The 25,934-nt window shown below is 73.0% G+C and carries 18 protein-coding genes and 2 rRNA genes; 5 read left to right on the top strand and 15 right to left on the bottom strand.

Annotated elements, in window-relative coordinates:
- Positions 1 to 130 precede the first annotated feature (130 nt).
- The 3 genes from SXIN_RS25555 to SXIN_RS25545 all read right to left on the bottom strand — a co-directional run bounded on the left by SXIN_RS25555 (position 131) and on the right by SXIN_RS25545 (position 4,809).
- Positions 131 to 2,197 carry a tetratricopeptide repeat protein gene (locus tag SXIN_RS25555; protein ID WP_238153859.1) on the bottom strand — a complete coding sequence of 689 codons (2,067 nt, stop codon included), beginning with the start codon at positions 2,195 to 2,197 and terminating at the stop codon, positions 131 to 133.
- A gap of 247 nt (positions 2,198 to 2,444) precedes the next feature.
- Positions 2,445 to 3,077 (bottom strand): NUDIX domain-containing protein, encoded by a 633-nt coding sequence (locus SXIN_RS25550; RefSeq protein WP_019708977.1) that lies wholly within the window; start codon positions 3,075 to 3,077, stop codon positions 2,445 to 2,447.
- 88 nt (positions 3,078 to 3,165) lie between these two features.
- Entirely contained in the window at positions 3,166 to 4,809 is a 1,644-nt protein-coding gene (locus tag SXIN_RS25545; RefSeq protein WP_039821259.1) for a CTP synthase, read from the bottom strand.
- Positions 4,810 to 5,197: 388 nt separating this feature from the next.
- On the opposite strand from SXIN_RS25545, the gene SXIN_RS25540 reads away from it, so the two are divergent.
- Positions 5,198 to 7,006, top strand: a complete 1,809-nt coding sequence (locus SXIN_RS25540) for a glycoside hydrolase family 15 protein (RefSeq protein ID WP_095757594.1) — start codon at positions 5,198 to 5,200, stop codon at positions 7,004 to 7,006.
- Between the two features lie 173 nt (positions 7,007 to 7,179).
- On the opposite strand, the gene SXIN_RS25535 is transcribed toward SXIN_RS25540, so the two are convergent.
- Positions 7,180 to 8,127, bottom strand: a complete 948-nt coding sequence (locus SXIN_RS25535; RefSeq protein WP_019708980.1) for a glycoside hydrolase family 16 protein — start codon at positions 8,125 to 8,127, stop codon at positions 7,180 to 7,182.
- Between the two features lie 118 nt (positions 8,128 to 8,245).
- Here SXIN_RS25535 and SXIN_RS25530 point away from each other — a divergent pair, with 118 nt between their 5' ends.
- Entirely contained in the window at positions 8,246 to 9,268 is a 1,023-nt protein-coding gene (locus tag SXIN_RS25530; RefSeq protein WP_019708981.1) for a LacI family DNA-binding transcriptional regulator, read from the top strand.
- On the opposite strand, the gene SXIN_RS25525 is transcribed toward SXIN_RS25530, so the two are convergent.
- The 6 genes from SXIN_RS25525 to SXIN_RS25500 form a co-directional block, all read right to left on the bottom strand.
- Entirely contained in the window at positions 9,231 to 10,409 is a 1,179-nt protein-coding gene (locus SXIN_RS25525) for a glycosyltransferase family 4 protein (protein ID WP_095757593.1), read from the bottom strand. The genes SXIN_RS25530 and SXIN_RS25525 overlap by 38 nt on opposite strands.
- A gap of 329 nt (positions 10,410 to 10,738) precedes the next feature.
- Complete coding sequence (locus SXIN_RS25520) at positions 10,739 to 11,635, bottom strand: hypothetical protein (protein ID WP_095757592.1); 897 nt, start codon at positions 11,633 to 11,635, stop codon at positions 10,739 to 10,741.
- Positions 11,636 to 11,742: 107 nt separating this feature from the next.
- Positions 11,743 to 13,533: a DNA repair protein RecN gene (gene recN / locus SXIN_RS25515; protein WP_095758191.1), complete on the bottom strand. Its 1,791-nt coding sequence runs from the start codon at positions 13,531 to 13,533 to the stop codon at positions 11,743 to 11,745.
- A 167-nt stretch (positions 13,534 to 13,700) separates the two neighbouring features.
- Positions 13,701 to 14,603 carry an NAD kinase gene (locus tag SXIN_RS25510; protein ID WP_019708983.1) on the bottom strand — a complete coding sequence of 301 codons (903 nt, stop codon included), beginning with the start codon at positions 14,601 to 14,603 and terminating at the stop codon, positions 13,701 to 13,703.
- Complete coding sequence (locus SXIN_RS25505) at positions 14,600 to 15,406, bottom strand: TlyA family RNA methyltransferase (protein WP_019708984.1); 807 nt, start codon at positions 15,404 to 15,406, stop codon at positions 14,600 to 14,602. Before SXIN_RS25505 ends, SXIN_RS25510 begins: the two co-directional genes overlap by 4 nt.
- Before the next feature lie 13 nt (positions 15,407 to 15,419).
- Positions 15,420 to 15,749 carry a hypothetical protein gene (locus tag SXIN_RS25500; RefSeq protein WP_095758190.1) on the bottom strand — a complete coding sequence of 110 codons (330 nt, stop codon included), beginning with the start codon at positions 15,747 to 15,749 and terminating at the stop codon, positions 15,420 to 15,422.
- Positions 15,750 to 16,000: 251 nt separating this feature from the next.
- On the opposite strand from SXIN_RS25500, the gene SXIN_RS25495 reads away from it, so the two are divergent.
- On the top strand, positions 16,001 to 16,351 hold the full coding sequence (locus SXIN_RS25495) for a hypothetical protein (protein WP_019706948.1): 351 nt from the start codon (positions 16,001 to 16,003) through the stop codon (positions 16,349 to 16,351).
- 13 nt (positions 16,352 to 16,364) lie between these two features.
- On the opposite strand, the gene SXIN_RS25490 is transcribed toward SXIN_RS25495, so the two are convergent.
- Positions 16,365 to 16,985 carry a maleylpyruvate isomerase N-terminal domain-containing protein gene (locus SXIN_RS25490; protein WP_192883633.1) on the bottom strand — a complete coding sequence of 207 codons (621 nt, stop codon included), beginning with the start codon at positions 16,983 to 16,985 and terminating at the stop codon, positions 16,365 to 16,367.
- A 233-nt stretch (positions 16,986 to 17,218) separates the two neighbouring features.
- Positions 17,219 to 18,280 (bottom strand): HAD-IIA family hydrolase, encoded by a 1,062-nt coding sequence (locus tag SXIN_RS25485; protein ID WP_095757591.1) that lies wholly within the window; start codon positions 18,278 to 18,280, stop codon positions 17,219 to 17,221.
- Positions 18,281 to 18,352: 72 nt separating this feature from the next.
- Between SXIN_RS25485 and SXIN_RS25480 the strand changes: the two genes are divergently transcribed.
- Positions 18,353 to 19,744, top strand: coding sequence for a DUF1015 family protein (locus SXIN_RS25480; RefSeq protein ID WP_095757590.1), 1,392 nt, complete (start codon positions 18,353 to 18,355; stop codon positions 19,742 to 19,744).
- A 283-nt stretch (positions 19,745 to 20,027) separates the two neighbouring features.
- Here the strand turns inward: SXIN_RS25480 and SXIN_RS31065 are convergent, their stop codons facing one another.
- Complete coding sequence (locus SXIN_RS31065; protein WP_238154022.1) at positions 20,028 to 20,951, bottom strand: tetratricopeptide repeat protein; 924 nt, start codon at positions 20,949 to 20,951, stop codon at positions 20,028 to 20,030.
- 153 nt (positions 20,952 to 21,104) lie between these two features.
- Here SXIN_RS31065 and SXIN_RS32960 point away from each other — a divergent pair, with 153 nt between their 5' ends.
- Positions 21,105 to 22,079, top strand: coding sequence for a hypothetical protein (locus SXIN_RS32960; RefSeq protein WP_095757589.1), 975 nt, complete (start codon positions 21,105 to 21,107; stop codon positions 22,077 to 22,079).
- A 163-nt stretch (positions 22,080 to 22,242) separates the two neighbouring features.
- On the opposite strand, the gene rrf is transcribed toward SXIN_RS32960, so the two are convergent.
- Both rrf and SXIN_RS25460 read right to left on the bottom strand, forming a co-directional pair.
- Positions 22,243 to 22,359 (bottom strand): 5S ribosomal RNA (gene rrf, locus SXIN_RS25465).
- A 136-nt stretch (positions 22,360 to 22,495) separates the two neighbouring features.
- A 23S ribosomal RNA gene (locus SXIN_RS25460) occupies positions 22,496 to 25,621 on the bottom strand.
- Positions 25,622 to 25,934: the final 313 nt, after the last annotated feature.

Raw genomic sequence — 25,934 nt, 5'->3', positions numbered from 1 at the left:
CAGCAAGCCGGGACATACCGGTACATCCAGGATGCACACACTTCTTCCGCGGCGCAGCCAGTCTAATGAAGGAGGTTCCCCTGTCTAGCCTTGCAAACCTCAAATTTCCGCTGGATGTTCTACATGTTTCTTAGGCGGGTCCTGGAGTTTCCCTCAACAGCCGCTGAGCCGCGGCCCGCTGGACTCCGGCGGCCACCGGATCGCCGAGCCGGTCCAGGGTGTCCGCGGTCCGCAACTGGATCCCCGCCGCCAGCCGCCGGTCGCCGGCCCGCCGGGCCGCGGCCAGCGCCTCGGCCCCGGTCCGCAGCGACTCCTCGGGCCGGCCCGCCCGCTCCTGGGTCCAGGCCAGCTCGCCCAGCGCGCGGGCGTGCCCCGCGTCGTCCCGCATCCTGCGGCAGCCGGCCGCCGCCGCCCGCCAGTCGCGCAGCGACTCCTCCCAGTCACCGGCGCGGCCGTGCACCGTGCCCAGGCGCCCGTAGAGGCGCACCTCCGCGGCGAGTTCCCCGCGGGAGAGCCGCAGGGCCAGCGCCCGGCCGTACCAGTCCGCGGCGCGCTGCCAGTCCTCCAGCTCCTCGTACGCGGCGCCGAGCGACTCCATGACCCGGCCCGCCAGCGCCCGGTCCCCGGCCTCCCGCGCCGCTTCCAGCGCGGAGCGGTACCGGGCCGCGGCGTCACGGACCCGGCCCGCGGCGGCGTCCAGATCCGCCAGGTTGACGTGGGCGGCCGCCTGTTCCGGTACGAGCCGGTGCCGTTCGGCCGCCTCCAGGGCGAGCTGGTGCAGCGGATAGAGCTCCGGGGCGGCCGCCTCCTCGCCGCGGTGGGCGATCAGCGCCCGGGCGAGCGCCGACAGCAGCCGCCGCGCCTGCGTCGCCGGCTCGCCCTCCTCGACGGCGAGCCGCACCGCGGTCCGCAGCACCGGCAGCCGGGCGTCCAGCCACACCCCCGCCGCCGCCCGGGACGGGAAGCGCAGGTCCCGGGGCAGCTTCTCCAGCCAGGCCCGGGCCGCCGGCTCCTCGTCGCGCTCCGCCTCCGCCCGGCAGGACCGCAGCTGCCGCACGAGGCGCTCCAGCATCCGGGCCCGGGCGGTGCCGATCACGGCGGGCTTCTCCCGCTCCCGCAGTGCCGCGTCCACCAGCGGGAAGAGGCAGCCCGGCAGCCGGTAGGCGGGGCCGCCGGGGAGCCCGGGCGGCTCCGCGGCGGGACGGAGCATCCCCCGGGCCGCCAGATCGGCCAGCAGCGACCGGGCGACGGAGAGCGGGCAGCCCGCGAGCGCGGAGGCGATCTGCGCGTCGGCGAACCCGGCCGGGGCCAGCGCCAGCAGCCGGAGCAGCACGGCGGCGGACTGCGGCAGCCCGCCGTACGCGAGCCGGAAGGCGCGGGCCAGCGGCCGTATCGACGGGCCGTCCCCGGAGACCGGTGCCGCCGAGCCGGGGTCCGCGCGCACCGCCCGGTCCGCGCCGGAGGGCAGTCCGCGCATCCCCAGCACCGCGTCCGCGACGGAGGCGGTGGGACGGCCCGCCAGCCAGCCCCCGGCGACCAGCAGCGCCGCCGGGCGGCCGCCGCACTCCTCGACGAGCGTCTGCGCGGCCTGCGGGTCGACGGTCACCCGGGTACGGCCCGCGTACCGGGCGAGCAGCGCGACGGCCGCGGTGGTGCCGAGACCGCCGAGGGTGCAGGGCCGGACGTCGGGGATGCCGGTCAGCGGCCCTTCGGAGACCGCGACCACCAGGCAGCCCGGGGTGTCCGGGATCAGCTCGTGCACCTGCGCGGGGTCGGCCGCGTCGTCCAGCAGCAGCAGGCAGCGGCGGCCGGCGAGGGCGGCGCGCACGGCCTCGGTGAGCTCGTCCTCGGCGGCCCCGGCGGGCGCCGAGCCGCCGAGCGCGCCGAGCAGGTCGCGGGCCGCGTCCTCCGGCGGGACGGGACGGCCGTCCGGCTCCGTCAGCCGGACCCGGTACAGGCCGCCCGGGTAGTCCGCGGCCACCGCGCGGGCCAGTTCCTCGGCCAGCGCCGTCCGGCCGGACCCGGGGCGGCCGGCGACGAGCAGCACCCTGCTGCGGGCGGCCTTCCGGCCGGAGAGGGTGTCGAGGCCGGTCCGTCCGATGTCGGCGCGGAGGGCTTTGAGCTCCCGGTCGCGTCCGATGATCCCGCCCGCCGTCACCCCGGCCGGCCCGTCGGTGCCGACCGCCTGCTCCGTCACCGGCCACGCTCCGTCCGTCCGCTCCACCAGGGGCACACCGAGGGTAGTTCACCCCGGGCCGTGATCCGGCCGCTCCGGGTGACGGAAGGGCCGGCAGCCGGACGGGTGCCCGGCGGAGAGACCCGCCGGGCACCCGGGAGAGGGCGGCGGGCCCCGGAGGAGCCGGTCCGGAGCGGGCGGCTTCAGGAGACCGGGACGGCGGTCTCCCCGGCCGGGGAGACCGGGACGGCCGGGAAAACCGCGGCGCTCAGGAGAACGGCCGGGCCGGCCACGGCGCCCCGGCCGGGCGGAGCGTCTCCGGGCCGCCGGAGGCGCGTACCGCCGTCAGCGCGAGCACGCCGACCACCAGGCAGTTGTTGTGCAGATCGCCCGCCAGCACCCCCCGGACGAGCTCCGCCAGCGGCACCCGGGCCAGCTCCATGTCCGCCTCCTCCTCGGAGACTTCGAAGCGCTCGCCCTCGACCGCGGAGATCTCCCGGGCGAGGAAGATCCGCACCGCCTCGTCGCAGCCGCCGGGCGAGGTGTAGACGTCCGTGAGGACGCGCCAGTCCTCGGCCTTGACGTGCGCCTCCTCGTACAGCTCCCGCTGGGCGGCGTGCAGCGGGTTCTCCCCCGGCACGTCGAGCAGGCCGGCCGGGATCTCCCAGAGCTTCTGCCGCACCGGGTGCCGGTACTGGCGCAGCAGCAGGACCCGGTCCCGCTCGTCCAGGGCGAGGACCGCCACCGAGCCGGGGTGCGTCTGGTAGTCGCGGCGGGCGGTGGACCCGTCCGGCATGACGACCTCGTCCGTGCGGACGCCGGTCTTGTTGCCGGTGAACGGGGTCTCGGTGGCGGTGACCCGCCACTCCTCCGGGGTGTCCCGGATGTCGGGGGTGCCCATGCGCTGTCCGCGTCCTTCCGTCGTGCCGTCGCCGGGGACCGGACCGTGAACCCGGGCCCCCGGCAACCGTATCGCCCGCCGCCGGGCCTCAGGCGCGGCCGTCGATCACGGCCTTGACCAGACCCGCGAAGAGGGGGTGCGGGCGGGTCGGGCGGGACCGCAGCTCCGGGTGCGCCTGGGTGGCGACCAGGTACGGGTGGACCTCGCGCGGGTACTCGACGAACTCGACCAGCTTGTTGTCCGGGGAGGTGCCGGAGAAGACCAGGCCGGCCTTCTTCTCCAGCTCGGTGCGGTAGGTGTTGTTGACCTCGTACCGGTGCCGGTGGCGCTCCTCGACGTAGGGCTGGTCGCCGTAGGTCTCGCGGACGATGGAGCCCTCCGCGAGCTTCGCCGGGTACATCCCGAGCCGCATGGTGCCGCCGAGGTCGCCGGCGCCCTCCACGATGGCGAGCTGCTCCTCCATGGTGGAGATGACCGGGTGCGCGGTGGCGGCGTCGAACTCGGTGGAGTTGGCGTCCGGGACGCCGGCGAGGTTGCGCGCCGCCTCGATCACGATGCACTGCAGGCCCAGGCAGAGGCCGAGCAGCGGCAGTTTGTGCTCGCGGGCGTAGGTGATGGCCCCGACCTTGCCGTCCACGCCGCGCTCGCCGAAGCCGCCCGGGATGCAGACCGCGTCCACGTCGCCGAGCTGCTCCTCGGCGCCGGCCGGGGTGCGGCAGTCGTCCGAGACGACCCACTTGATCTTCACCCGGGCGTTGTTGGCGAAGCCGCCCGCGCGCAGCGCCTCCGTCACGGAGAGGTAGGCGTCGGGCAGGTCGATGTACTTGCCGACGAGGGCGACCGTCACCTCGTGCGCCGGCCGGTGCACCCGGGCGAGCAGGTCGTCCCACTCCGTCCAGTCCACGTCGCGGAACGGCAGGTCGAGCTTGCGGACGACGTAGGCGTCGAGGCCCTCGGTGTGCAGCACCTTGGGGATGTCGTAGATGGACGGGGCGTCCTTGCAGGCCACCACGGCGTCCTCGTCGACGTCGCACATCAGCGAGATCTTCCGCTTGATGGAGACCGGGACGTCGCGGTCGGCGCGGAGCACGATCGCGTCCGGCTGGATGCCGATGTTGCGCAGCGCGGCGACGGAGTGCTGGGTGGGCTTGGTCTTGAGCTCGCCGGACGGGCCGATGTACGGCAGCAGCGAGATGTGGACGACGAAGACGTTGTCACGGCCGACCTCGTGCCGGACCTGGCGGACGGCCTCCAGGAACGGCAGCGACTCGATGTCGCCGACGGTGCCGCCGACCTCGGTGATGACGACGTCCACGTCCTCCGTGGCCATCCGCCGGACCCGGTGCTTGATCTCGTTGGTGATGTGCGGGATGACCTGCACGGTGTCGCCCAGGTACTCGCCGCGCCGCTCCTTGGCGATCACGGTGGAGTAGATCTGGCCGGTGGTGACGTTGGCGGAACCGTCGAGGTCGACGTCGAGGAAGCGCTCGTAGTGGCCGATGTCCAGGTCGGTCTCGGCGCCGTCGTTGGTGACGAACACCTCGCCGTGCTGGAAGGGGTTCATCGTGCCCGGGTCGACGTTGAGGTACGGGTCGAGCTTCTGCATGGTCACGCGCAGACCGCGGGCCTTGAGCAGCCGGCCGAGGCTGGAGGCGGTGAGTCCCTTGCCGAGCGAGGAGGCGACACCCCCGGTGACGAAGAGGTGCTTGGTCGTCGTGGGCTTAGCGGCGATGGCCAAGAGGGGGCTCCCGTGGTCGCGAAGTGAGGTGCGGATCGGCCCCTTTCGGACGGGGTGCCGGCGCTGCGGTTCCGGGGTGCGGTCTCAACGGACGCTTCCCACCGGTCCACGGGCCACCAGGGTATCAGCGACCGCGGACGGCCGCTTCCGGCCATCCGCGCAAGCCCCCTCGGCCACTGCGTGCGGTAGCCCACCCGTTCGGCTCAGTCACCTTGCCCGGACCGTCACACGGAACCCATTCCAGCGTCGTATCCTTCTCGGACACATCAGCGAGCCGGCCGGCATGGCACCACCCACGTCAGTCACCGGAACGAGACTCGTCACATGTTCCCTTGACCGCAAGACCCCTTCCCCGGGGCACCAAAAGGCCGTTCGACTGGAGATGCACGTGGCCGGGCGCATCGAGGACTACGCACTCATCGGCGATATGCAGACCGCCGCCCTCGTCTGCCGGGACGGGACAGCAGACTGGCTGTGCCTGCCCCGCTTCGACTCCCATGCCATCTTCGCCGGTCTCCTCGGGACGGACGAGCACGGCTTCTGGCGGCTGGGACCGGCCCACGCGAAGGACGCCGAGCCCCCGGCGGCCGACCGCCGGCGCTACCGCGGCGACTCCCTGGTCCTGGAGTCGGAGTGGGACACCCCGCGGGGCACGGTCAGAGTGATCGATTTCATGCCGCCGCGTGACGGCGCCCCGCAGCTGATCCGCATCGTCGAGGGCGTCAGCGGCCGGGTGCGGATGCGGTCCGCGCTGCGGATGCGGTTCTCCTACGGCTGGGTCGTGCCCTGGGTGCACAAGGTGGACGACCGCACGGTCGCGGTGGCCGGCCCCGACTCGGTGTGGCTGGACTCGCCCGTGCCGACGTACGGCGAGGACCTCACCACCTACGCGGACTTCACCGTCTCGCCGGGCGAGCGGATCGCCTTCACCATCAGCTGGCAGCCCTCGCACAAGCAGCCCCCGCCGCTGCCGGAGCCCGAGACGTCCCTGGAGGCGACCGAGGACTTCTGGCGCGACTGGGTGGCCCAGTGCACCTACCACGGCCCGTACCGGGACGCGGTGGTGCGCTCGCTGATCACGCTCAAGGCGCTGACGTACGGCCCGACCGGCGGCATCGTCGCCGCGCCCACCACCTCCCTCCCGGAGGACGTCGGCGGCAGCCGCAACTGGGACTACCGCTTCACCTGGCTGCGGGACGCCGCGATCACCCTCTCCTCGCTGCTGCGCACCGGCTACCGCGAGGAGGCCCGCGCCTGGCGCGAGTGGCTGCTGCGCGCGGTCGCCGGCGACCCGGAGAACCTGCAGATCATGTACGGCATCGCGGGCGAGCGCGAGCTGGGCGAGACCGAGCTGACCTGGCTGCCCGGCTACGAGAACTCCCAGCCGGTGCGGGTCGGCAACGGCGCCGCCGGCCAGCTCCAGCTCGACGTCTACGGCGAGGTCACCGAGGCACTGCACCTGGCCCATATGACCGGCCTGGCCCGCAACGACTACGCCAGCCTGCTCCAGATCAAGCTGATCAGCTACCTGGAGAACCACTGGGACGAGCCGGACGAGGGCATCTGGGAGGTCCGCGGTCCGCGCCGGCACTTCGTGCACTCCAAGGTGATGGCGTGGGTCGCCGTCGACCGCACGGTGAAGCTGATCGAGTCGGGCGACGTGGACGGCCCGCTGGACCGCTGGCGCGATCTGCGCGACGAGATCCACCGCACCGTCTGCGAGAAGGGCTACGACAAGGAGCGGAACACCTTCACCCAGTCCTACGGCTCGCGGGAGCTGGACGCCTCGCTGCTGCTGATCCCGCAGATGGGCTTCCTGCCCCCGGACGACAAGCGGGTCATAGGCACCATCGAGGCGATCCAGCGGGAGCTGTCGACCTCGGACGGTTTCGTGCTCCGCTACCCGACGGAGGGCGAGGAGGCGGGCGTGGACGGCCTGGAGGGTGACGAGGGCGCCTTCCTGGCCTGCTCGTTCTGGCTGGCCGACGACCTGGCGATGATCGGCCGGGTCGAGGAGGCCCGCAAGCTCTTCGAGAAGCTGCTGGGGCTCCGCAACGACCTCGGCCTGCTCGCGGAGGAGTGGGACCCGCGGCTCCAGCGCCAGGTGGGCAACTTCCCCCAGGCGTTCAGCCACGTTCCGCTGATCGACACGGCGCTGCGGCTGACGGCGTCCGGAGCGTACGGCGCCTGATCCCTCCGCTGCTTCCACACCACCGGGCCCCGGCGGACGCGTTGTCCGCCGGGGCCCGGGGCTTTCCGGCCCGCCCGCCCCCTCCCTGACACGAGGGGGGAACGGGGTCGCTCAGAAGGCGTCGAGGGTGAGGGTGAGGGTGAAGCGCGTCCCGCGGCTGATCGTGCGGCGGCTCACCCGCTCTGCTGGACGGAGACGTAGTCGACGATCATCGGCACCCCGGGCCGGGTGGCGGCGGTGGGGGTGGCGTGGCCCGCGACACCGTCGGGGAAGGCGCCGCCCATGGCCACGTTGAGCAGCACGAAGTGGCCGTGGTGGGTGGCGTTGGCCCAGGTGGCGGCGTCCAGGTCGGCCGAGCTCACCGTGTGGTAGTGCTGCCCGTCGACGTACCAGCGCAGATACTCGGTGGAGCCGGTCCGGTCCAGCTCCAGGGCGAAGGTGTGGAAGCCGGACTGGCAGCTGGTGCCGGGGCAGGTCGTGGAGCCGCCGCGGCCGTCGTACTCGTTGCACGGGCCGCCGGGGGCCGTGCCGCAGTGGAGCACGCCCCACACGGTGTTGAGCCCGTTGACGTTCTCCATGATGTCGAACTCGCCGATCCCCGGCCAGTTCCAGTAGTCGCCCCGGAAGTCCGCTCCCAGGGTCCAGAAGGCCGGCCAGTAGCCGAGCGCCTCCTCGCCCGTGATGTCGGGCATCTGGATGCGCGCCTCGATGCGCATCGTGCCGCCCTCGGGGGCGGCGAAGTCGGTCCGGCGGGTCTCGATCCGGGCCGAGGTCCAGGTCCCGGAGCCGTCCTTGAGCGGGGTGATCCGCAGATTGCCCTGGCCGTCCTGGCTGACATTGGCCGGATCATCGGTGTACGTCTGGGTCTCACCGGTGCCCCAGTTCGCCGGTCCGCCCGGGTAGGAGGTGCCGGTGTCGATGATCCAGTCGGAGCTCGGCGGCAGCGCGCCCGCCGGTCCGTCGAAGTCCGCGCGCCAGACCTCCTGGAGGGCGCCGGCGCGGGTCCGGTCCTCGCCGCCGGGCGTGTCCGCCGGGGATCCGGCCCAGGCCGCGGGCAGGATCATCGCGGTACCCGCGACGACTCCGGCCACGGCCGCGGCCAGCTTGGTCTTCTTGCTCATGGGTTCGCTCTCCTCGCATGGTGGGGGTCGAGGGGCTTTTTGAGAGCGCTCTCAAGCCATGCGGAAGACAGTGCCGATCTCAGGCGGTAGCGTCAAGCCTCCTGAAGAAAAAGAGGAGATGAAGGTGGCCGATACCCGTCCCACGCTGGAAGCCGTCGCCGCGCACGCCGGAGTGTCCCGGGCCACCGTCTCGCGGGTGGTCAACGGCAGTACGGGCGTCCGCGCGGCCGTACGGGACCGGGTGGAGCGGGCGGTGGCGGATCTCGGGTACATCCCCAACAGCGCCGCGCGTTCGCTCGTCACCCGGCGCACCGGGGCGGTCGCCGTGATCGTCGCCGAACCGGAGCGGCGGGTGTTCGCCGATCCCTTCTTCGCCCAGCAGCTGCGCGGCATCAGCCGCGAACTGGCCGCGTACGACACCCAGCTGGTGCTGATGCTGGTGGAGCGGCGGGAGGACTACGACCGGATCGGCCGCTACCTCTCCGGCGGCCACGTCGACGGCACGCTGATGTTCTCCCTGCACCGCGACGATCCGCTGCCCGGCATGGCCGCCGCCTCCGGCCTGCCCGCGGTCTTCGGCGGCCGCCCCGGCTGGCCGGGCGCCGAGGACGACGCCGGGCTGCTGTACGTGGACGCCGACAACCGCGACGGCGCCCGGCAGGCCGTCCGGCATCTGCGGGACCGCGGCCGGAAACGGATCGCCGTCATCACCGGCCCGCTCGACCAGACCTCCGCGGCCGACCGCCTGGACGGCTACCGGGACGCCCTCGGCGGCCCCGGAGACGTCGCCCAGGGGGACTTCACCGCCGAGGGCGGCGAACGCGCCATGCTCGAACTCCTGGACCGCTGCCCGGATCTGGACGCCGTCTTCGCCTCCTCGGACCTGATGGCCACCGGCGCCCTGCGCGCCCTGCGCGCCCGCGGCCTGCGGGTGCCGGAGGACGTGGCGATCGTCGGTTACGACGACATGGAGCCGGCGAGCTGGTCGGACCCGCCGCTCACCACCGTCCGCCAGGAGGTGGAGGAGATGGGGCGCCTGATGGCCGGCCTGCTGCTGCGCCGGCTCGGCGTCGCCCCGCCGGACGAGGGCCTGGCGCCGGTGATCACCCAGGCGCGGCTGATCGTCCGCGCCTCCACCTGACCGGGCGGCCGGCCAGCTCGTCGTAGACGCTCAGCACCTGCGCCACGGTGTCCTCCGCCGTGGGGCCGTGCGCGGCACGTGCCCGTCCCGCCGCCCGGAGCCGCTCGCGCCGTCCGGGGTCCGCGAGCAGCCCGCCGACGGCCTCCGCGAGGGCGCGGGGGTCGCCGTAGGGGACGAACTCGGCCGCGTCGCCGACGAGATCGCGCACCGCGCCGGAGCCCACCGCGACCAGCGGCACACCCGCCCGCAGGGCCTCCCGGACGAGCGGCAGCGGCGCGTCCCGGCGGCCCGGCAGCAGCAGGACGTCGGCGGCGGCGACGAGTTCGGCCCCGTCGGGCCGGTGGCCGAGCAGCCGCACGGGCAGGTCCTCGAAGTCGATCCGCCGTTGCAGTGCCGTCCGGGCGGGCCCGTCCCCGGTGACGAGGAGCAGCGGCCGCGGCTCGCGGACCCCCCAGGCCCGGGCGGCGTCCAGCAGCGGCCGCATCCCCTCCCCGGGAGCGAGGCGGCCGGCCGCGAGCAGCAGCGGCCGCCCGTGCGCGCCGAGAGCGGCCCGCCGGGCGGTCCGCGCGTCCGGCCGTCCGGACCGGACCGCGTCGCGGCCGCTCTCCGCGGGCGGGCGCCGCGGGGGCAGCATGACGGACACCAGCCGGGCGTCCCGCGCCCCGCGCCGCCGGGCCCGGTCGACGAGCTCCGTGGTCGCGCCGAGCACGACCGCGGCCGTCCGGGCCGCCCGGCGCTCCATCAGCCGCACCAGGCCGCCCCGCACCCCCTCCGCGTACGCCCCGCGGTGCCAGGTCACGACCAGTGGCACGGAGCCGCGGCCCAGCGCGAGGGAGACCCGGAACGCGGCACGGAGCCCGTGCGCGTGGACGACGTCCGCCCCGGCGCACACGGCACGCAGCACGGCGACCGTGGCCGGGTCGGCCCGGAGCGCGGTGGCGGCGAAGTGCGCCCCGGAGCCCGTGAAGTCGTGGGCCCGCTCGGCGCAGCGCGGGGCGCACACCGTGACGCGCACGCCCCGGGCCACCAGTCCGGCGGCCAGGGCGCGCACCTGCGCGCCGCTGCCGGAACGGCCGTGCCCGAGTACGTGGACGGCGTGCAGCCCCGGTTCCCGGCGCGGCGGTATGGGTGTGCTGCTCACTTCGGGGTGAACTCCTGGAGGTTTCCTGGGTGTGGTCCGATTCCGGCCCGGCCGGGGCCGGTGCGCTCCGCTCGGTGGCGCGGGGGCCAGGGGCACGGGCACGGGGACGGGGTCGGCGGGCCCGGAGCCGGCGGCCCGTCACCGCGTTCCGGGCGGCGGGCGGAACCGCTCGGGCCCCGGGCTCGCCGGCACCACCGGACTCGCCCCGGCCCCCACCGCACCCGGCGCGGCCCGCGCCGGCCCGGTACGGCGGACGGCGCGCCCCCAAGGCTGCCGGCCCCTGTCCCACCGCCGGCAGCCGCCTCGACTCCCGCCGCCCGCACGCCCGTTCAGCCTCTGCGGCCCCCCGTGACCCGGACCGGCGTCGCCCCGCGCGAGAAGACCGAGACCGGGTCCGGCCGGCGGCCCAGCGCGTCCCAGACGCGCAGGACGGGCCGGTCGAGCCAGGCGGGCCCGTCACCGATCCGCTCCCCGGCCACCGCGGCGGCGAGCAGCAGGGCCGCGGACAGCAGCAGCCCCGCGCGGTCGCTGCCGGCCGCGACCGCCAGGCCGAGCCCGGCGCCGAGCGCGTGCGCTCCGGTGTCGCCGAGCATCGTGCGCTCGTCCAGGTCGTCCGCGAGCAGGGCGGCCGCGGCTCCCATCGGCGCGGCGCAGAGCAGACCCGCCGCTCCCCCGCGCAGCAGCACGGGCGCGCCCATCGCGAGGACGGCCTTGGCGGCCCGCCCGGGCCGTACGTCCAGCAGATTGACCAGATGCGCGGCTCCCGCGACGACCAGGCCCGCCGGCAGGGCGTCGAGCGGCCGCCGCCGCACCAGCGCGCCGGCGGCGAGCCCGGCCGCGCCGATGCCGAGCAGCTTGATCCCGCCGGAGGTGATCTCCCCGTGCCGCAGCGCGGTCAGATGGGCGCGGAAGCCGCGCCGGGCGTCGTTCCGGCCCGCCAGGTCGTCGTACGCGCCGCAGGCCCCCGCCGCGAGGACCGCCAGCGCGGCGGCCCCGCGCACCCGGGCCGGGAGGCCGGGGACGGTCGCCGCCGCCAGCGCGGTGCCCAGCACCACCGCCGGCCCCGCGTACAGATCGACCGGCCGCCCGGCGTGGTTGCGCCGCTCCCACAGCGCCGCACCGCCCGGCGGCCTGCGGCGTATCCCGGCGAAGACGGCCCGCGCCGCCCCCGCCGCGGCGAACAGCACCTGCGTACGCCCGCGTTCCGCGCCGTCCGGCACCGTCATCGTCCGCTCCCCTCACCGCTGAACCGCCCGACACCCTACGCGCCCCGGGCGGGCCGGGTGGCCGGGACCGGTGAGCGGCTGCGCCCCCGGCCCCGGGGGTGGCAGACTCAGCCGGGCTTCCCGGCCTCCCCCGGCTCCTCCGGACCCCCGGCCGCCGCGCGGGCCGCCGCCAGCAGTTCCTCGGCGTGCGCACGGGCCAGTTCGGAGTCCTCCTGGCCGGCGAGCATCCGTGACAGCTCCCGGATGCGGTCCTCGCCCTCCATCGCCTGCACACCGCTGCGGGTCACCGACCCGTCGTGGGTCTTCTCCACCACCAGATGGCGGTCGGCGAAGGCGGCGACCTGCGGCAGATGCGTGACGACGACGACCTGCGCCGACCTGGCCAGCCGGGCCAGCCGCCGGCCGACCTCCACCGCGGCCTTGCCGCCGACCCCCGCGTCCACCTCGTCGAAGAGGTAGGTGGGCACCGGTGAGGCCCCGGCGAAGACGACCTCGACGGCGAGCATCACGCGGGACAGCTCACCGCCCGAGGCGCCCTTGGCGATGGGCCGGGCCGGGGCGCCCGGATGCGGGGCGAGCAGCAGCTCCACCTCGTCGGCTCCGGCCGGGCCGAAGGCGACGGTGCGGCCGTCCACCTCGATGCCGTCCGGGGCGTCCGTCTGCCGGATGTCGATACTCACCCGGGCGTGGGGCATGGCGAGTTGGGCGAGTTCGGTGGTGACGGCGTCGGCGAGGCGCTTGGCGGCCTCGGTGCGCGCGTCGGTGAGCGTACGGGCCAGTTCGGAGAGCCGGCCGCGCAGTTCGTCGCGTTCCGCGGCCAGTCCGCCGATCCGGTCGTCGTCGCCCTCCAGTTCGGCGAGCCGGGCAGCGCTCCGCTCCGCCCAGGCGAGGACGCCCGCGATGTCCCCGCCGCCCGGTCCGGCCGGGTCGCCGTCCTCCGTGCCGTACTTGCGGACGAGGTGGGTGAGGACGGACCGGCGCTCCTCGACCGCGGCGAGCCGCAGCGGGTCGGCGTCGAGATCACCGGCGTAGCCGGCGAGTTCCCCGGCGACGTCCGTCAGCAGGATGCCGATCTCGCCGATCCGGTCGGCGAGCGCGGCCAGCGCCGGGTCGTGCGAGCGCACGGCCTCCAGGGCGCGGTGCGCGCCGGCCACCAGGGCCCCGGCGTCGACCGCCTCCAGATCCTCCGGGTTGCCGGCGAGCGCGCCGTGCGCGGCGGTCGCGGCGGTGGCGAGGGCCTCGGCGTGGCGCAGCCGCTCGGCCTCGGCGGCCAGTTCGGCGTCCTCGCCGGGCTGCGGCTCGGCGGCGGCGATCTCCTCCAGGCCGAAGCGGAGCCGGTCGGCCTCGGCGGCCCGCTCCCGGGCGCGGGTCGTCAGCTCCTCCAGCTCCGCCGCGACGGTGCGCAGCCGCTGGTACGCGACGGTGTACTCGCCGAGCGGGCCCGCGACGGCGTAGCCCGCGTACCGGTCCAGCGCCTGCCGCTGCCGGGCGGGCCGCAGCAGCCCCTGCTGGTCGGTCTGGCCGTGCACCGCCACCAGGTCCGAGGCCAGCTCGCCGAGCAGCCCGACGGGCACGGACCGCCCGCCCAGATGGGCCCGCGAGCGCCCCTCGGCGGAGAGGGTGCGGCTGATGAGCAGCGCGCCGTCGTCCAGCTCGGCGCCCGCCTCCTCGGCCCGCCGCGCGGCCGGGGTGTCGGGGGGCAGCACGATCCGTCCCTCGACGACCGCCGCCTTCGACCCGATCCGCACCAGGCCCGCGTCGGCCCGTCCGCCGAGCAGCAGGCCGAGGCTGGTGACGACCATGGTCTTGCCGGCGCCCGTCTCGCCGGTGACCGCCGTGAAGCCGGGTGACAGCTCCACAACGGCGTCGTCGATGACTCCGAGCGACCGTATCCGCATTTCCTCCAGCACGGACACGACCTTACGAGGTACGGGGGGCGCGGCGCGACGTACCTCCCCCGCGACGGGCCGGGAGACCCTTCGACGGAGTGGTTCCGGAGCGTTCCGGTTGATCCCCGCGCCGGGCGCCGTATCCGCCCGTCACCCCTCCGCCGCGGCTCCCCCGGTCACTGCGGCGCCCCGCGCCAACCGGCCACCGGCAGCGCGAACTTGGCCACCAGCCGGTCGGTGAACGAGGCGTGGTGCAGCCGCGCCAGGCGCACGGGCACCGCTCCGCGCCGCACCTCCACACGTGCGCCGGCGGGCAGTTCGACCGTGCGCCGGCCGTCACACCACAGCACGCCGTGCGGCGTCTCCGGCTGCACCTCGACGGCCAGCACCGCGTCCGGTGTGGTCACCAGCGGTTTGGCGAACAGGGCGTGCGCGCTGATCGGCACCATCAGCAGCGCCTCCACGCCCGGCCAGACGACCGGGCCGCCGGCCGAGAAGGCGTACGCCGTCGAGCCGGTGGGCGTGGCGCACACCACTCCGTCACCGCCGAAGCGGGAGACCGGGCGGCCGTCGATCTCCGTGACGACCTCCAGCATCCGCTCGCGGGAGGCCTTCTCCACGGAGGCCTCGTTGAGCGCCCAGTCGCGGTGCGCGATCCGCCCGTTGTTCCGGACGACCACATCGAGCGTCATCCGCTCCTCGACCTCGTAGTCGCGTGTGACGACGCGGTCCACCACCTTGTCGAGGTCGTCGCGCTCCGCCTCGGCGAGGAAGCCGACCCGGCCGAGGTTGACGCCGAGCATCGGCACCCCGGAGGCCCGGGCGAACTCGGCGCCGCGCAGCAGCGTGCCGTCCCCGCCGAGGACCATCAGCAGCTCGCAGCCGTCCAGCACGTCCCCCTCGGCGTCCACCAGCTCGACGACGGGCGGCAGCGTGAGCTCGGCGGCCTCCTCCGCCAGGACCCGGACTCCTATCCCGCTTCTCAGCAGCCCCTGCACCACCAGTTCGGCGCTGCGCACGGCGGCCCGCCGGCCGGTGTGCGCGAGCAGGAATACCGTCCGTGCTGTTGTCGTCGTCACCGCGGCCCCTCCGCCACTGCTCGGTCCACTGCTGCGGGGTCGAGTGCGGGTGCCCCGGCGCGCAGCCAGAGGAAGTACTCGACGTTTCCGGACGGTCCGGGCAGCGGGCTCGCGGTGACGCCCAGCACGCCGAGACCGAGTTCCGCCGCCTGTCCGGCGACCTTGCGCACCGCCTCGGCCCGCAGTCCGGGGCTCCGGACGACCCCTCCGCTGCCCAGCCGCTCCCGGCCCACCTCGAACTGCGGTTTCACCATGAGCACCAGATCCGCGTCCGGGGCGGCGCAGCGCACCAGGGCGGGCAGGACGAGCCCGAGGGGGATGAAGGACAGATCGCCGACGACGATGCCGGCCGGCTGCCCGCCGATGAGGCCGGGTTCCAGGTCACGGACGTTCGTACGGTCCCGCACGGTGACCCGTTCATCGTTCCGCAGCGCCCAGGCGAGCTGGCCGTAGCCGACGTCCACGGCGACGACGTGCGCCGCGCCCGCCCGGAGCAGCACGTCGGTGAATCCGCCGGTCGAGGCGCCCGCGTCGAGCGCGCGGCGGCCCTTCACCTCCAGCCCGAGGGGGGTGAAGGCCGCCAGGGCGCCGGCCAGTTTGTGGCCGCCGCGGGAGACGTAGTCGGGGTCGCTGTCGTCCGGGACGACCACGACCGCCGCGCTGGTCTCCACCTGCGTGGCGGGCTTGCCCGCGACGCTGCCTCCGACCGTGACCCGGCCCGCGGCGATCAACTGGCCGGCGTGTTCGCGCGAGCGGGCCAGTTTGCGGCGCACCAGCTCCGCGTCGAGTCGGCGTCGTGACACTGCCACGGGGGGTTCAGCTCCTGGTGTCGTACGGGGCGGACGGGCGCGGTGCGGACGGTGCGGACGGCGTGGGGGACGGACCCGGCGGGCCCGGTCGCTGGTCGAGCGCGGTCAGGGTGTCGCGCAGGGCCCGGTGCACATCCTCGTACACCTCGATGTGCCCGTCACCGGGGAGGTGGTCCACATCGGCCAGCCGGTCGAGCGCGGCGTCCACTCCGGCGTTCCCCGTGGGCGTCCGCGGGACGCCGAGCGGCGCGGGGCCGGCCGGCGCGTCCGGATCGCCGGCCTCCGCCGCGGCGGGACCGTCCTCCCGGGCCGCGGTACCGGACTCCGCCGCGGTGATCCCGGGCTCCGGGCCGGCGCTCTCCGCGCCGGGAGCCGGGCCGGGGCGCGCGGGGGCCGTTTCCCGCCCTCCGCCCCCGGCCGGGGACTCCGGACCGGCGGGCCCGCCCGCCACCGGGACCACGCCGCCCGCACCCTGCTCCGCCACCGGCCCGGCGCCGGGCAGCGGCTCGTTCATGCCGTTCATGCCCCCGACGCTACCCGGATCCGGCCGTCCGCCGCGCATGCCGGTCTGGGGTAACGTCGGCTGGGATGACCAGGACCATCGAGGACTGCCACCGGGCACTGGAACGGCTGTCGGAGAATCTCGCCGGCGCGGACGACGACGTCCGCGGCGCCGCCGCCATGAACCGCTCGCTGAGCTGCCACGTCACCGATCTCGACACCACCTTCACCGGACGGCTCGCCGACGGCCGGATCGAGGACGTGACCGCGGCCCCCGGACCTCCGGCGGAGAAGGCCCAGATCCGGCTGTCGACGACCTCGGACGATCTTGTCGCGATGGTCAACGGCGAGCTGCACTTCGCCAGGGCCTGGGGCAGCGGCCGGGTCCGCCTGGAGGCGGGCTTCCGCGACCTCCTCCGCCTCCGCTCCCTGCTGTGAGCGGCGCAGGCGGTCAGGCCCCGCGGGGCATTGCCCCGTCCCCGTCCCCACCGGCAACCGGCGCGCTGTGCCAGCGCCAGTCGCGCGGGCGCGGCGCGTCCGGCAGGTCCAGGCGGCCGTGGGCCCACAGGAGGGTCGCCCAGGCGTCGGCGCCCGGAGCCTGCCGGGGAAACAGCCGCGCCAGCACCCGTCGCGCGAGGCGCTGGTCGGGCCGGAAGTCCTCACCGAGACCGGTCGCCGCGTTGTGGGTGTGGACCAGGATCTCGTCACAGGCCATCGCCGCGAATCCGGACGGGTCGGCGGCACCGCAAGGGTGGAAACCGCGTGCCGTCGCCGGAAGACCGTCCACGGTCGTCGCACACAGGTGAGCGACGGTGCGCAGGCTCCTGAGCAACGCCCGCGGCCCGGCGCCGGGCCGGATGCCGATCTCGAACGCGGCGTCGTCCTCCGGGCCTCCGACAAGGTCCAGCACGTACCACAACGGCCCCTGCCCGGCGTGTGCCAGCACCGAGGCCACGGTGAAGTCCAGGCCCGGCACCGGGACCGACCAGTCGCGGTCGACGCGGGGCTCCAGAAAGGACAACGCCGCCCCGGCCGCCGCCCGGACATCGTCGCCACACATACGGTCGTTCACGGACACCTCCGAAACCCACCCGAGATCACAGCACTCCGCCACCCGCGGACCGGCCGGGCCCCCAGCCGCAGCGGCGGAAGGCCGGCCGACGACTCCGCCGGTATCCGGCCCCGGGACCCGTCCGCCCGCCCCTCGCCATCACGGCCGGGGCGGCAGACCGGCCGCGGACGGGGGGGACGGCGGGCACCCGGCGCGGACCGGGACCGCCCCGCCACGGCTCCGCCCCGCACGGCTCAGCCGAGGCCCAGCCGCGCCAGCGCCTTCGCCGTCTCCACGCCCTCGCCCGCACCCCCGCCGGCCACCGTCCACACCGCCGCGCAGCTGGCGCGCAGCCCGTCCAGCGGATCACCGCCGCCCTCCAGCAGCAGTTCGCCGCGGACCACCCGGGCCGTCCAGCCGCCGCACCGGTGCCCCTCCGGGCCGGCCCCGCCGGGCACGGCGGCCTCCGTCTCCGGATGGCCGGTGAGCAGCCCGCGCAGATCGGCCGCGACATAGGCGGGGCGGTGGTGCGGCGGCGCGGCCAGCAGCTGCGCGGCGTCGGTCACCCCGGTGAGCACGAGCAGCGAGTCGACGCCTCCGGCGTGTGCGCCCTCGATGTCGGTGTCCAGGCGGTCGCCGACGACCAGCGGCCGCCGCGCCCCGGTGCGCAGGATCGTCTCCCGGTGCATCGGCGGCAGCGGCTTCCCGGCGACCTGCGGCCGCCCGCCCGCGGCGATCCGGACCACCTCCACCAGCGCCCCGTTCCCGGGCGCCCGGCCCCGCCCGGTCGGAATCGTCAGATCCGTGTTGGACGCGAACCAGGGCACCCCGCGGCCCACGGCGTACGCCGCCTCCGCCAGTTGCTCCCAGCCCAGCTTCGGGTCGTAGCCCTGGACGACCGCGGCCGGGCCGTCCTCCGCCGACTCCACCGGCTCCAGGCCCCGTTCGCGCAACGCCACCCGCAGCCCCTCACCGCCGACGGCCAGCACCCGCGAACCGGCGGGCACCTGTTCGGAGATCAGCCGGGCCACCGCCTGCGCCGAGGTGATCACCTCGGCGGCCTCGGCGGGCACCCCGAGCCGGGTCAGCAGGGCGGCGACGTCCAGCGGCGTCCGCGAGGCGTTGTTGGTGACGTACGCCAGGCGCATCCCGCCGTCCCGCGCCGTCTCCAGCGCCTCCACGGCGTGCTCGATCGCCTCGCCACCCGCGTACACCACACCGTCCAGGTCGAGGAGGGCCGTGTCGTACTCCGCGCACAGCGGCCGCTCCCTCCCGTCGGTGCGGGTTCGGACCCCGGTCCCGCCCTGCTCTCCCATGGACTCCCGCCCCTCGCTCGGCACTTGTCCCCCGATCATCCCGCATCGTCCGCAGGCGCATAACATGCACCAATGAGCAGAACCGGTCTCACCCGCGGCGGTCTGCGGCTGTCGCCGTTCCGCGGTCTGCGCTACGCCCCGGAGCGGGTCGGCAGCCTGGCCGCCGTGACCTCACCGCCGTACGACGTGGTGGTCCGGCCCGACGGGCTGCGCCATCTGGAGACGGCCGACCCGTACAACATCGTCCGCCTCATCCTGCCGCACGGCGCCGACCCGGACGTCTGCCACCGGCGGGCCGGCGAGACACTGCGCCGCTGGCGCGCCGAGGGCATCCTCAGAGCCGATCCGGAACCGGCCCTCTATGTCTACGAGCAGTACGGCGAGGGCCTGCTCCAGCGCGGCCTGATCGGCGCCCTCCGCCTCTCCCCGCCCGAGGAGGGCGTCGTCCTGCCGCACGAGGACGTCATGCCGGACGTCGTCGCCGACCGGGCCGCCCTCATGCGGGCGACGGCCGCCAACCTCGAACCGCTCCTGCTCACCTACCGGGGCGACGAGCCGGAGGACGGCGATGACGAGGGCGACGGCGACGGTCCGCGCGGCGCCGCCGCCGTCATCGAGCGCGCGGTACGCGGCGCCCCGCTGCTCACCACGGTCACCGAGGACGGCCGGCGCCACCGCCTGTGGGCGGTCACCGATCCGGCCGAACTGGCCGCGGCCGGCGCCGACCTCGGCCGCCGCCGGGCCCTCATCGCCGACGGCCACCACCGCTGGGCGACCTATCTCCGGCTGCGCGAGGAACAGCCCTCCCCCGGGCCCTGGGACTCCGGCCTGGTGCTGCTCGTCGACACCGCGCGCCACCCCCTGCGGGTCCGCGCCATCCACCGGCTGCTGCCGCGTCTGCCTCTTCCCGAGGCGCTGGACGCGCTCCGCGGCGCCTTCCGCGTGCGCCGGGTGGACGGGCCGCTCCCGCACGCCCTCAAGGCGCTGGGCGACCCCGCGGAGCCCACGGAACGGGGAGCCGGGACCGCCGGCGGCGACGGGGACGGTGCCATGACCGGTATCAGTGCCGGCCCCGGCACCGACGGCAACGCCTTCCTGCTCGCCGGGGACGACGGAAGCTTCCACCTCGTCGACCGCCCGGACCCCGCCCTGCTCGCCCGCACCGTCCCCACCGGCCGCCCCCGCGCCTGGCGGACCCTGGACGCCACGGTGCTGCACTCGGTTCTGCTGGGCCGGATCTGGGAGGTCCCCGACGACCCGGAGCACATCCGCTACATCCACGACGCGGCGGCGGCCGTGGAGCAGGTGGAACGCCACGGCGGCACCGCCGTCCTGATGCGGCCGGTCCGCGAGGAGACCGTCCGGCACCTGGCGGAGCAGGGTGTGATGATGCCCCGCAAGTCGACGTCCTTCGGGCCCAAGCCCGCCACCGGCCTCGTCCTCCGCAGCCTCGGCACGGACTGAACCGGCGGGGACGGCGGCCCGCCCGGTCACCGCTCCGTGGCAGACCGCGGAAGCCGCCGGCTCGGCTCCCGGGGCCGCGGACGACCGGAACGGGCGCCCGCCGGGCCTCTCAGCGACCACCCGGCCCCTACCGGCCGCCCCCGCACCGGCACACCGCCGTCCCGTGCCTCACCGCCGTTCCCGCCGTACCCGCCCCCGGGGAGGCCACGGGCAGGAGGACGGAAACGGGGGCGGAACCCGATCGGATCCCGCCCCCGTCACACGTCCCCCGGCACGGCCGGAATCAGTCCTCCCGCTCCTCGTCCCGCGCCGGCTCACGGCTCTCACGGGCCTCCGGTGCCTCCAGGAGACCGGCGTCCCCGGCATCCCCGCGCGCATCCCGCGGCTCGCCGTCCCGGTCCGCGGACTCCACCCCGGCCGCCGACGCGGCCCCGGGCGCGCCGTCCCGGTCCGCGGCCGCAGCGGACACCGCGGAAGCCCCGGCATCTCCGGCGCCGGAGACCGGCGCCTCCGCGTCGTCCCGCGCCTCCGCGTCGTCCGCCCGCTCCACGCCGTCAGCCTGCTCCGCTTCCGGGTCGAAGGCGTCCACGAACTCCACCCCGTCCAGCTCCGCGAGCCGGTCGGACGCGTCCGTCGTACCACCCTGGTCGGCCTCGAGCGCCCGGGCGAACCACTCGCGCGCCTCGGTCTCCCGGCCGACGGCCAACAGGGCGTCGGCGTAGGCGTACCGCAGACGCGCCGTCCACGGCTGTACGGAGTTCGACGCCAGCTCCGGGCTCTGGAGGGTGACCACGGCGGCGTCCGGCTGCCCCATGTCACGCCGTGCGCCCGCGGCCACCAGGCGCATCTCGACCTGCCCGGCCTTGTCCAGCCGCTGCACCTCCGGCTCGCCCGCCATGGCCAGCGCCCGCTCGGGACGCCCCATGCCGCGCTCGCAGTCGGCCATCACCGGCCACAGATCGGCGGATCCCGTCATCCGTCGCGCGGCCCGGAACTCCGCCAGCCCCTCGGCGTACTTGCCGACCCCGTACGCGGCGAAGCCGGCGGCTTCCCGGACCGAGGCGACCCGCGATGCCAGCCGCAGGGCGATCTTGGAGTACTCGTAGGCCTGTTCGGGATCCTCGTCCAGCAGCTTCGCCACCATGACGAGGTTCCGGGCGACATCGACGGCCAGCGTCTTCGGCAGGCTCATCAGATCCTGCCGCACGTCCTTGTCGATCTCGTCACCGGTGACATCCTCGGGGATCGGCAGCCGCCTGATCGGCTCGCGGTCGCGGTCGCCCCGCTCCCGGTCACCGAACCGGCCGCCACCGGGCCGGCCGTCGCGCCGCCCGGGACCACCGCGCTCGTCACGCCGGCCATGGCCACCGCGCCCCCGCTCCTCCCGCGGACCGGCCCCGTACGAGCGACCACCGCGGTCACCGTCCCCCCGGAAACCGGGCCGATCGCCCCGCCCCCGGAACCCACCGCGCTCATCGTCCCGGCGCGGACCACGCGGCCGCTCGTCCCGCCGATCCCGCTCATCCCGGCCACGGAACCCGCCACGCTCATCGTCCCGCCGGGGACCACGCGACTGGTCACGGTCGTCCCGCCGGAAACCACCACGGTCGTCGCCCCGACGGAACGCGGGCCGCTCATCCCGGCCACGGAACCCACCACGGTCATCATCCCGCCGGAACGCGGGGCGCTCGTCCCGCCCCCGGTAACCGCCACGGTCGTCCTCACGCCGCGGACCACGCGGACGCTCATCCCGCCGATCCCGGTCGTCCCGCCCCCGAAAGCCACCGCGTTCGTCATCCCGGCGCGGACCGCCAGGCCGGTCACCACGGCGGTCCCGGTCGTCCCGACTCCGGAACCCACCACGGTCGTCCTCACGCCGGGGACCACGCGACTGGTCACGGTCGTCCCGCCGGAAACCGCCACGGTCGTCGCCCCGACGGAACGCGGGCCGCTCATCCCGGCCGCGGAACCCACCACGGTCATCGTCCCGGCGCGGACCCCGCGACTGATCACGGTCATCCCGCCGGAACCCCGGCCGGTCGTCCCGCTCCCGGAACCCACCACGGTCGTCCTCACGCCGGGGACCACGCGGACGCTCATCCCGCCGATCCCGGTCGTCCCGGCCACGGAACCCCCCACGGTCGTCCTCACGCCGCGGACCACGGGGGCGGTCCTCCGGCCGGCTCCGGTCGCCACGACCGGAGGCGCCGCGCTCGTCCCGGCCTCGATAACCCTCCCGGTCGTCACGGCGCGGACCGCGCGGACGGTCATCGCGGCGGAAGCCCCGACGGTCGTCGCCCTCCTGGCGCCTCGGCTGACGCTCCGAGCGCCCTGATCGTTCCTCCGGAGAGTTGCTGGACATCGACGTGACTCCTACCTGCGGGAACCGCACTGATAACGCATTCTCGCGCGCTCTGCGAGCCGGCGCGCTTCGGCATAAAACACAAAGGACCCTTGGTCCCAGCATGAACGCTGGGACCAAGGGTCCTTTAAAGATTGTTCGGCGGCGTCCTACTCTCCCACAGGGTCCCCCCTGCAGTACCATCGGCGCTGAAAGGCTTAGCTTCCGGGTTCGGAATGTAACCGGGCGTTTCCCTCACGCTATAACCACCGAAACTCTATCGGATAACCCCGCACAGCGGGATCACGACAAGTTCCTAGCGAACAAGCACACTCTTCAATTGAGTCAGGCTTGGTTCAACCGGGACAACTGTTCGTTATCCGGGAACCACACAGTGGACGCGAGCATCTGAGGACAAGCCCTCGGCCTATTAGTACCAGTCAACTCCACACCTCACGGCGCTTCCATATCTGGCCTATCAACCCAGTCGTCTACTGGGAGCCTTAACCCCTCAAAGGGGGTGGGAGTCCTCATCTCGAAGCAGGCTTCCCGCTTAGATGCTTTCAGCGGTTATCCCTCCCGAACGTAGCCAACCAGCCATGCCCTTGGCAGGACAACTGGCACACCAGAGGTTCGTCCGTCCCGGTCCTCTCGTACTAGGGACAGCCCTTCTCAAGACTCCTACGCGCACAGCGGATAGGGACCGAACTGTCTCACGACGTTCTAAACCCAGCTCGCGTACCGCTTTAATGGGCGAACAGCCCAACCCTTGGGACCGACTCCAGCCCCAGGATGCGACGAGCCGACATCGAGGTGCCAAACCATCCCGTCGATATGGACTCTTGGGGAAGATCAGCCTGTTATCCCCGGGGTACCTTTTATCCGTTGAGCGACGGCGCTTCCACAAGCCACCGCCGGATCACTAGTCCCGACTTTCGTCCCTGCTCGACCCGTCGGTCTCACAGTCAAGCTCCCTTGTGCACTTACACTCAACACCTGATTACCAACCAGGCTGAGGGAACCTTTGGGCGCCTCCGTTACCCTTTAGGAGGCAACCGCCCCAGTTAAACTACCCACCAGACACTGTCCCTGATCCGGATCACGGACCCAGGTTAGACATCCAGCACGACCAGAGTGGTATTTCAACGACGACTCCACCCGAACTAGCGTCCGGGCTTCACAGTCTCCCACCTATCCTACACAAGCCGAACCGAACACCAATATCAAGCTGTAGTAAAGGTCCCGGGGTCTTTCCGTCCTGCTGCGCGAAACGAGCATCTTTACTCGTAGTGCAATTTCACCGGGCCTATGGTTGAGACAGTCGAGAAGTCGTTACGCCATTCGTGCAGGTCGGAACTTACCCGACAAGGAATTTCGCTACCTTAGGATGGTTATAGTTACCACCGCCGTTTACTGGCGCTTAAGTTCTCAGCTTCGCACACCCGAAAGCGCACTAACCGGTCCCCTTAACGTTCCAGCACCGGGCAGGCGTCAGTCCGTATACATCGCCTTACGGCTTCGCACGGACCTGTGTTTTTAGTAAACAGTCGCTTCTCGCTGGTCTCTGCGGCCACCACCAGCTCACACCGCAAGGGTGATCACCAGCAATGGCCCCCCTTCTCCCGAAGTTACGGGGGCATTTTGCCGAGTTCCTTAACCATAGTTCACCCGAACGCCTCGGTATTCTCTACCTGACCACCTGAGTCGGTTTAGGGTACGGGCCGCCATGAAACTCGCTAGAGGCTTTTCTCGACAGCATAGGATCATCCACTTCACCACAATCGGCTCGGCATCAGGTCTCACCCTGTGTTATGGAGGACGGATTTACCTACCCTCCGGGCTACACCCTTACCCCGGGACAACCACCGCCCGGGCTGGACTACCTTCCTGCGTCACCCCATCACTCACCTACTACCCCCTCGGATCGTCGGCTCCACCACTCCGACCTCGTCCGAAGACTCAGCCGGCGGCTTCACGGACTTAGCATCAGAAGGTTCAGCGCTGGCGCTTCAAAGCGGGTACCGGAATATCAACCGGTTGTCCATCGACTACGCCTGTCGGCCTCGCCTTAGGTCCCGACTTACCCTGGGCAGATCAGCTTGACCCAGGAACCCTTAGTCAATCGGCGCACACGTTTCCCACGTGTGTATCGCTACTCATGCCTGCATTCTCACTCGTGAACCGTCCACCACTGCCTTCCGGCGCGGCTTCACCCGGCACACGACGCTCCCCTACCCATCAGCACCCCCGTTAGGGGTATATGTGCCAATGACACGACTTCGGCGGTACGCTTGAGCCCCGCTACATTGTCGGCGCGGAATCACTTGACCAGTGAGCTATTACGCACTCTTTCAAGGATGGCTGCTTCTAAGCCAACCTCCTGGTTGTCTCTGCGACTCCACATCCTTTCCCACTTAGCGTACGCTTAGGGGCCTTAGTCGATGCTCTGGGCTGTTTCCCTCTCGACCATGGAGCTTATCCCCCACAGTCTCACTGCCGCGCTCTCACTTACCGGCATTCGGAGTTTGGCTAAGGTCAGTAACCCGGTAGGGCCCATCGCCTATCCAGTGCTCTACCTCCGGCAAGAAACACACGACGCTGCACCTAAATGCATTTCGGGGAGAACCAGCTATCACGGAGTTTGATTGGCCTTTCACCCCTAACCACAGGTCATCCCCCAGGTTTTCAACCCTGGTGGGTTCGGTCCTCCACACGGTCTTACCCGCGCTTCAACCTGCCCATGGCTAGATCACTCCGCTTCGGGTCTTGAGCGCGCTACTAAACGCCCTATTCGGACTCGCTTTCGCTACGGCTTCCCCACACGGGTTAACCTCGCAACACACCGCAAACTCGCAGGCTCATTCTTCAAAAGGCACGCAGTCACGACCGTGCTCCGAAGAACACGGCGACGCTCCCACGGCTTGTAGGCACACGGTTTCAGGTACTATTTCACTCCGCTCCCGCGGTACTTTTCACCATTCCCTCACGGTACTATCCGCTATCGGTCACCAGGGAATATTTAGGCTTAGCGGGTGGTCCCGCCAGATTCACACGGGATTTCTCGGGCCCCGTGCTACTTGGGTGTCGCACAAGCAAGTTGCTGACATTTCGGCTACGGGGGTCTTACCCTCTACGCCGGGCCTTTCGCATGCCCTTCGCCTACACCAACAATTTCTGACTCGCCCGATGGCCGGCAGACCATCGAAGTACGATCCCACAACCCCGTAAGCGCAACCCCTGCCGGGTATCACACGCCTACGGTTTGGCCTCATCCGGTTTCGCTCGCCACTACTCCCGGAATCACGGTTGTTTTCTCTTCCTGCGGGTACTGAGATGTTTCACTTCCCCGCGTTCCCTCCACATACCCTATGTGTTCAGGTATGGGTGACAGCCCATGACGACTGCCGGGTTTCCCCATTCGGACACCCCCGGATCAAAGCTCGGTTGACAGCTCCCCGGGGCCTATCGCGGCCTCCCACGTCCTTCATCGGTTCCTGGTACCAAGGCATCCACCGTGCGCCCTTAAAAACTTGGCCACAGATGCTCGCGTCCACTGTGCAGTTCTCAAACAACGACCAGCCACCCGCCACCCACACCAACCGTGCGGTTCACCGGGACCGGCAACCGAAGACACAAGCAAACAGCCCGTGCCCTCAGACACCCAACAGCGCGCCCGGCACGACCGGTTCAGATCCCGCGTTCCACGCCCCGCAGAAGCAGAGCAGTACTAGCAGTCCGAATCGACCGTGCCGAATAGTCAACGTTCCACCCATGAGCAACCAGCACCGGACATTCGCCGGTGTTCTGGCCTCTGGACCCGGCAGAAGTTACCCCCTGCCGGGCGAGAAG

It is taken from the genome of Streptomyces xinghaiensis S187, from assembly GCF_000220705.2.
In the GTDB taxonomy this organism is placed as follows: Bacteria; Actinomycetota; Actinomycetes; order Streptomycetales; family Streptomycetaceae; genus Streptomyces; species Streptomyces xinghaiensis.
The sequence above is the reverse complement of the archived record's forward strand: the minus strand, read 5'-3'. Positions and strand labels throughout refer to the sequence as shown.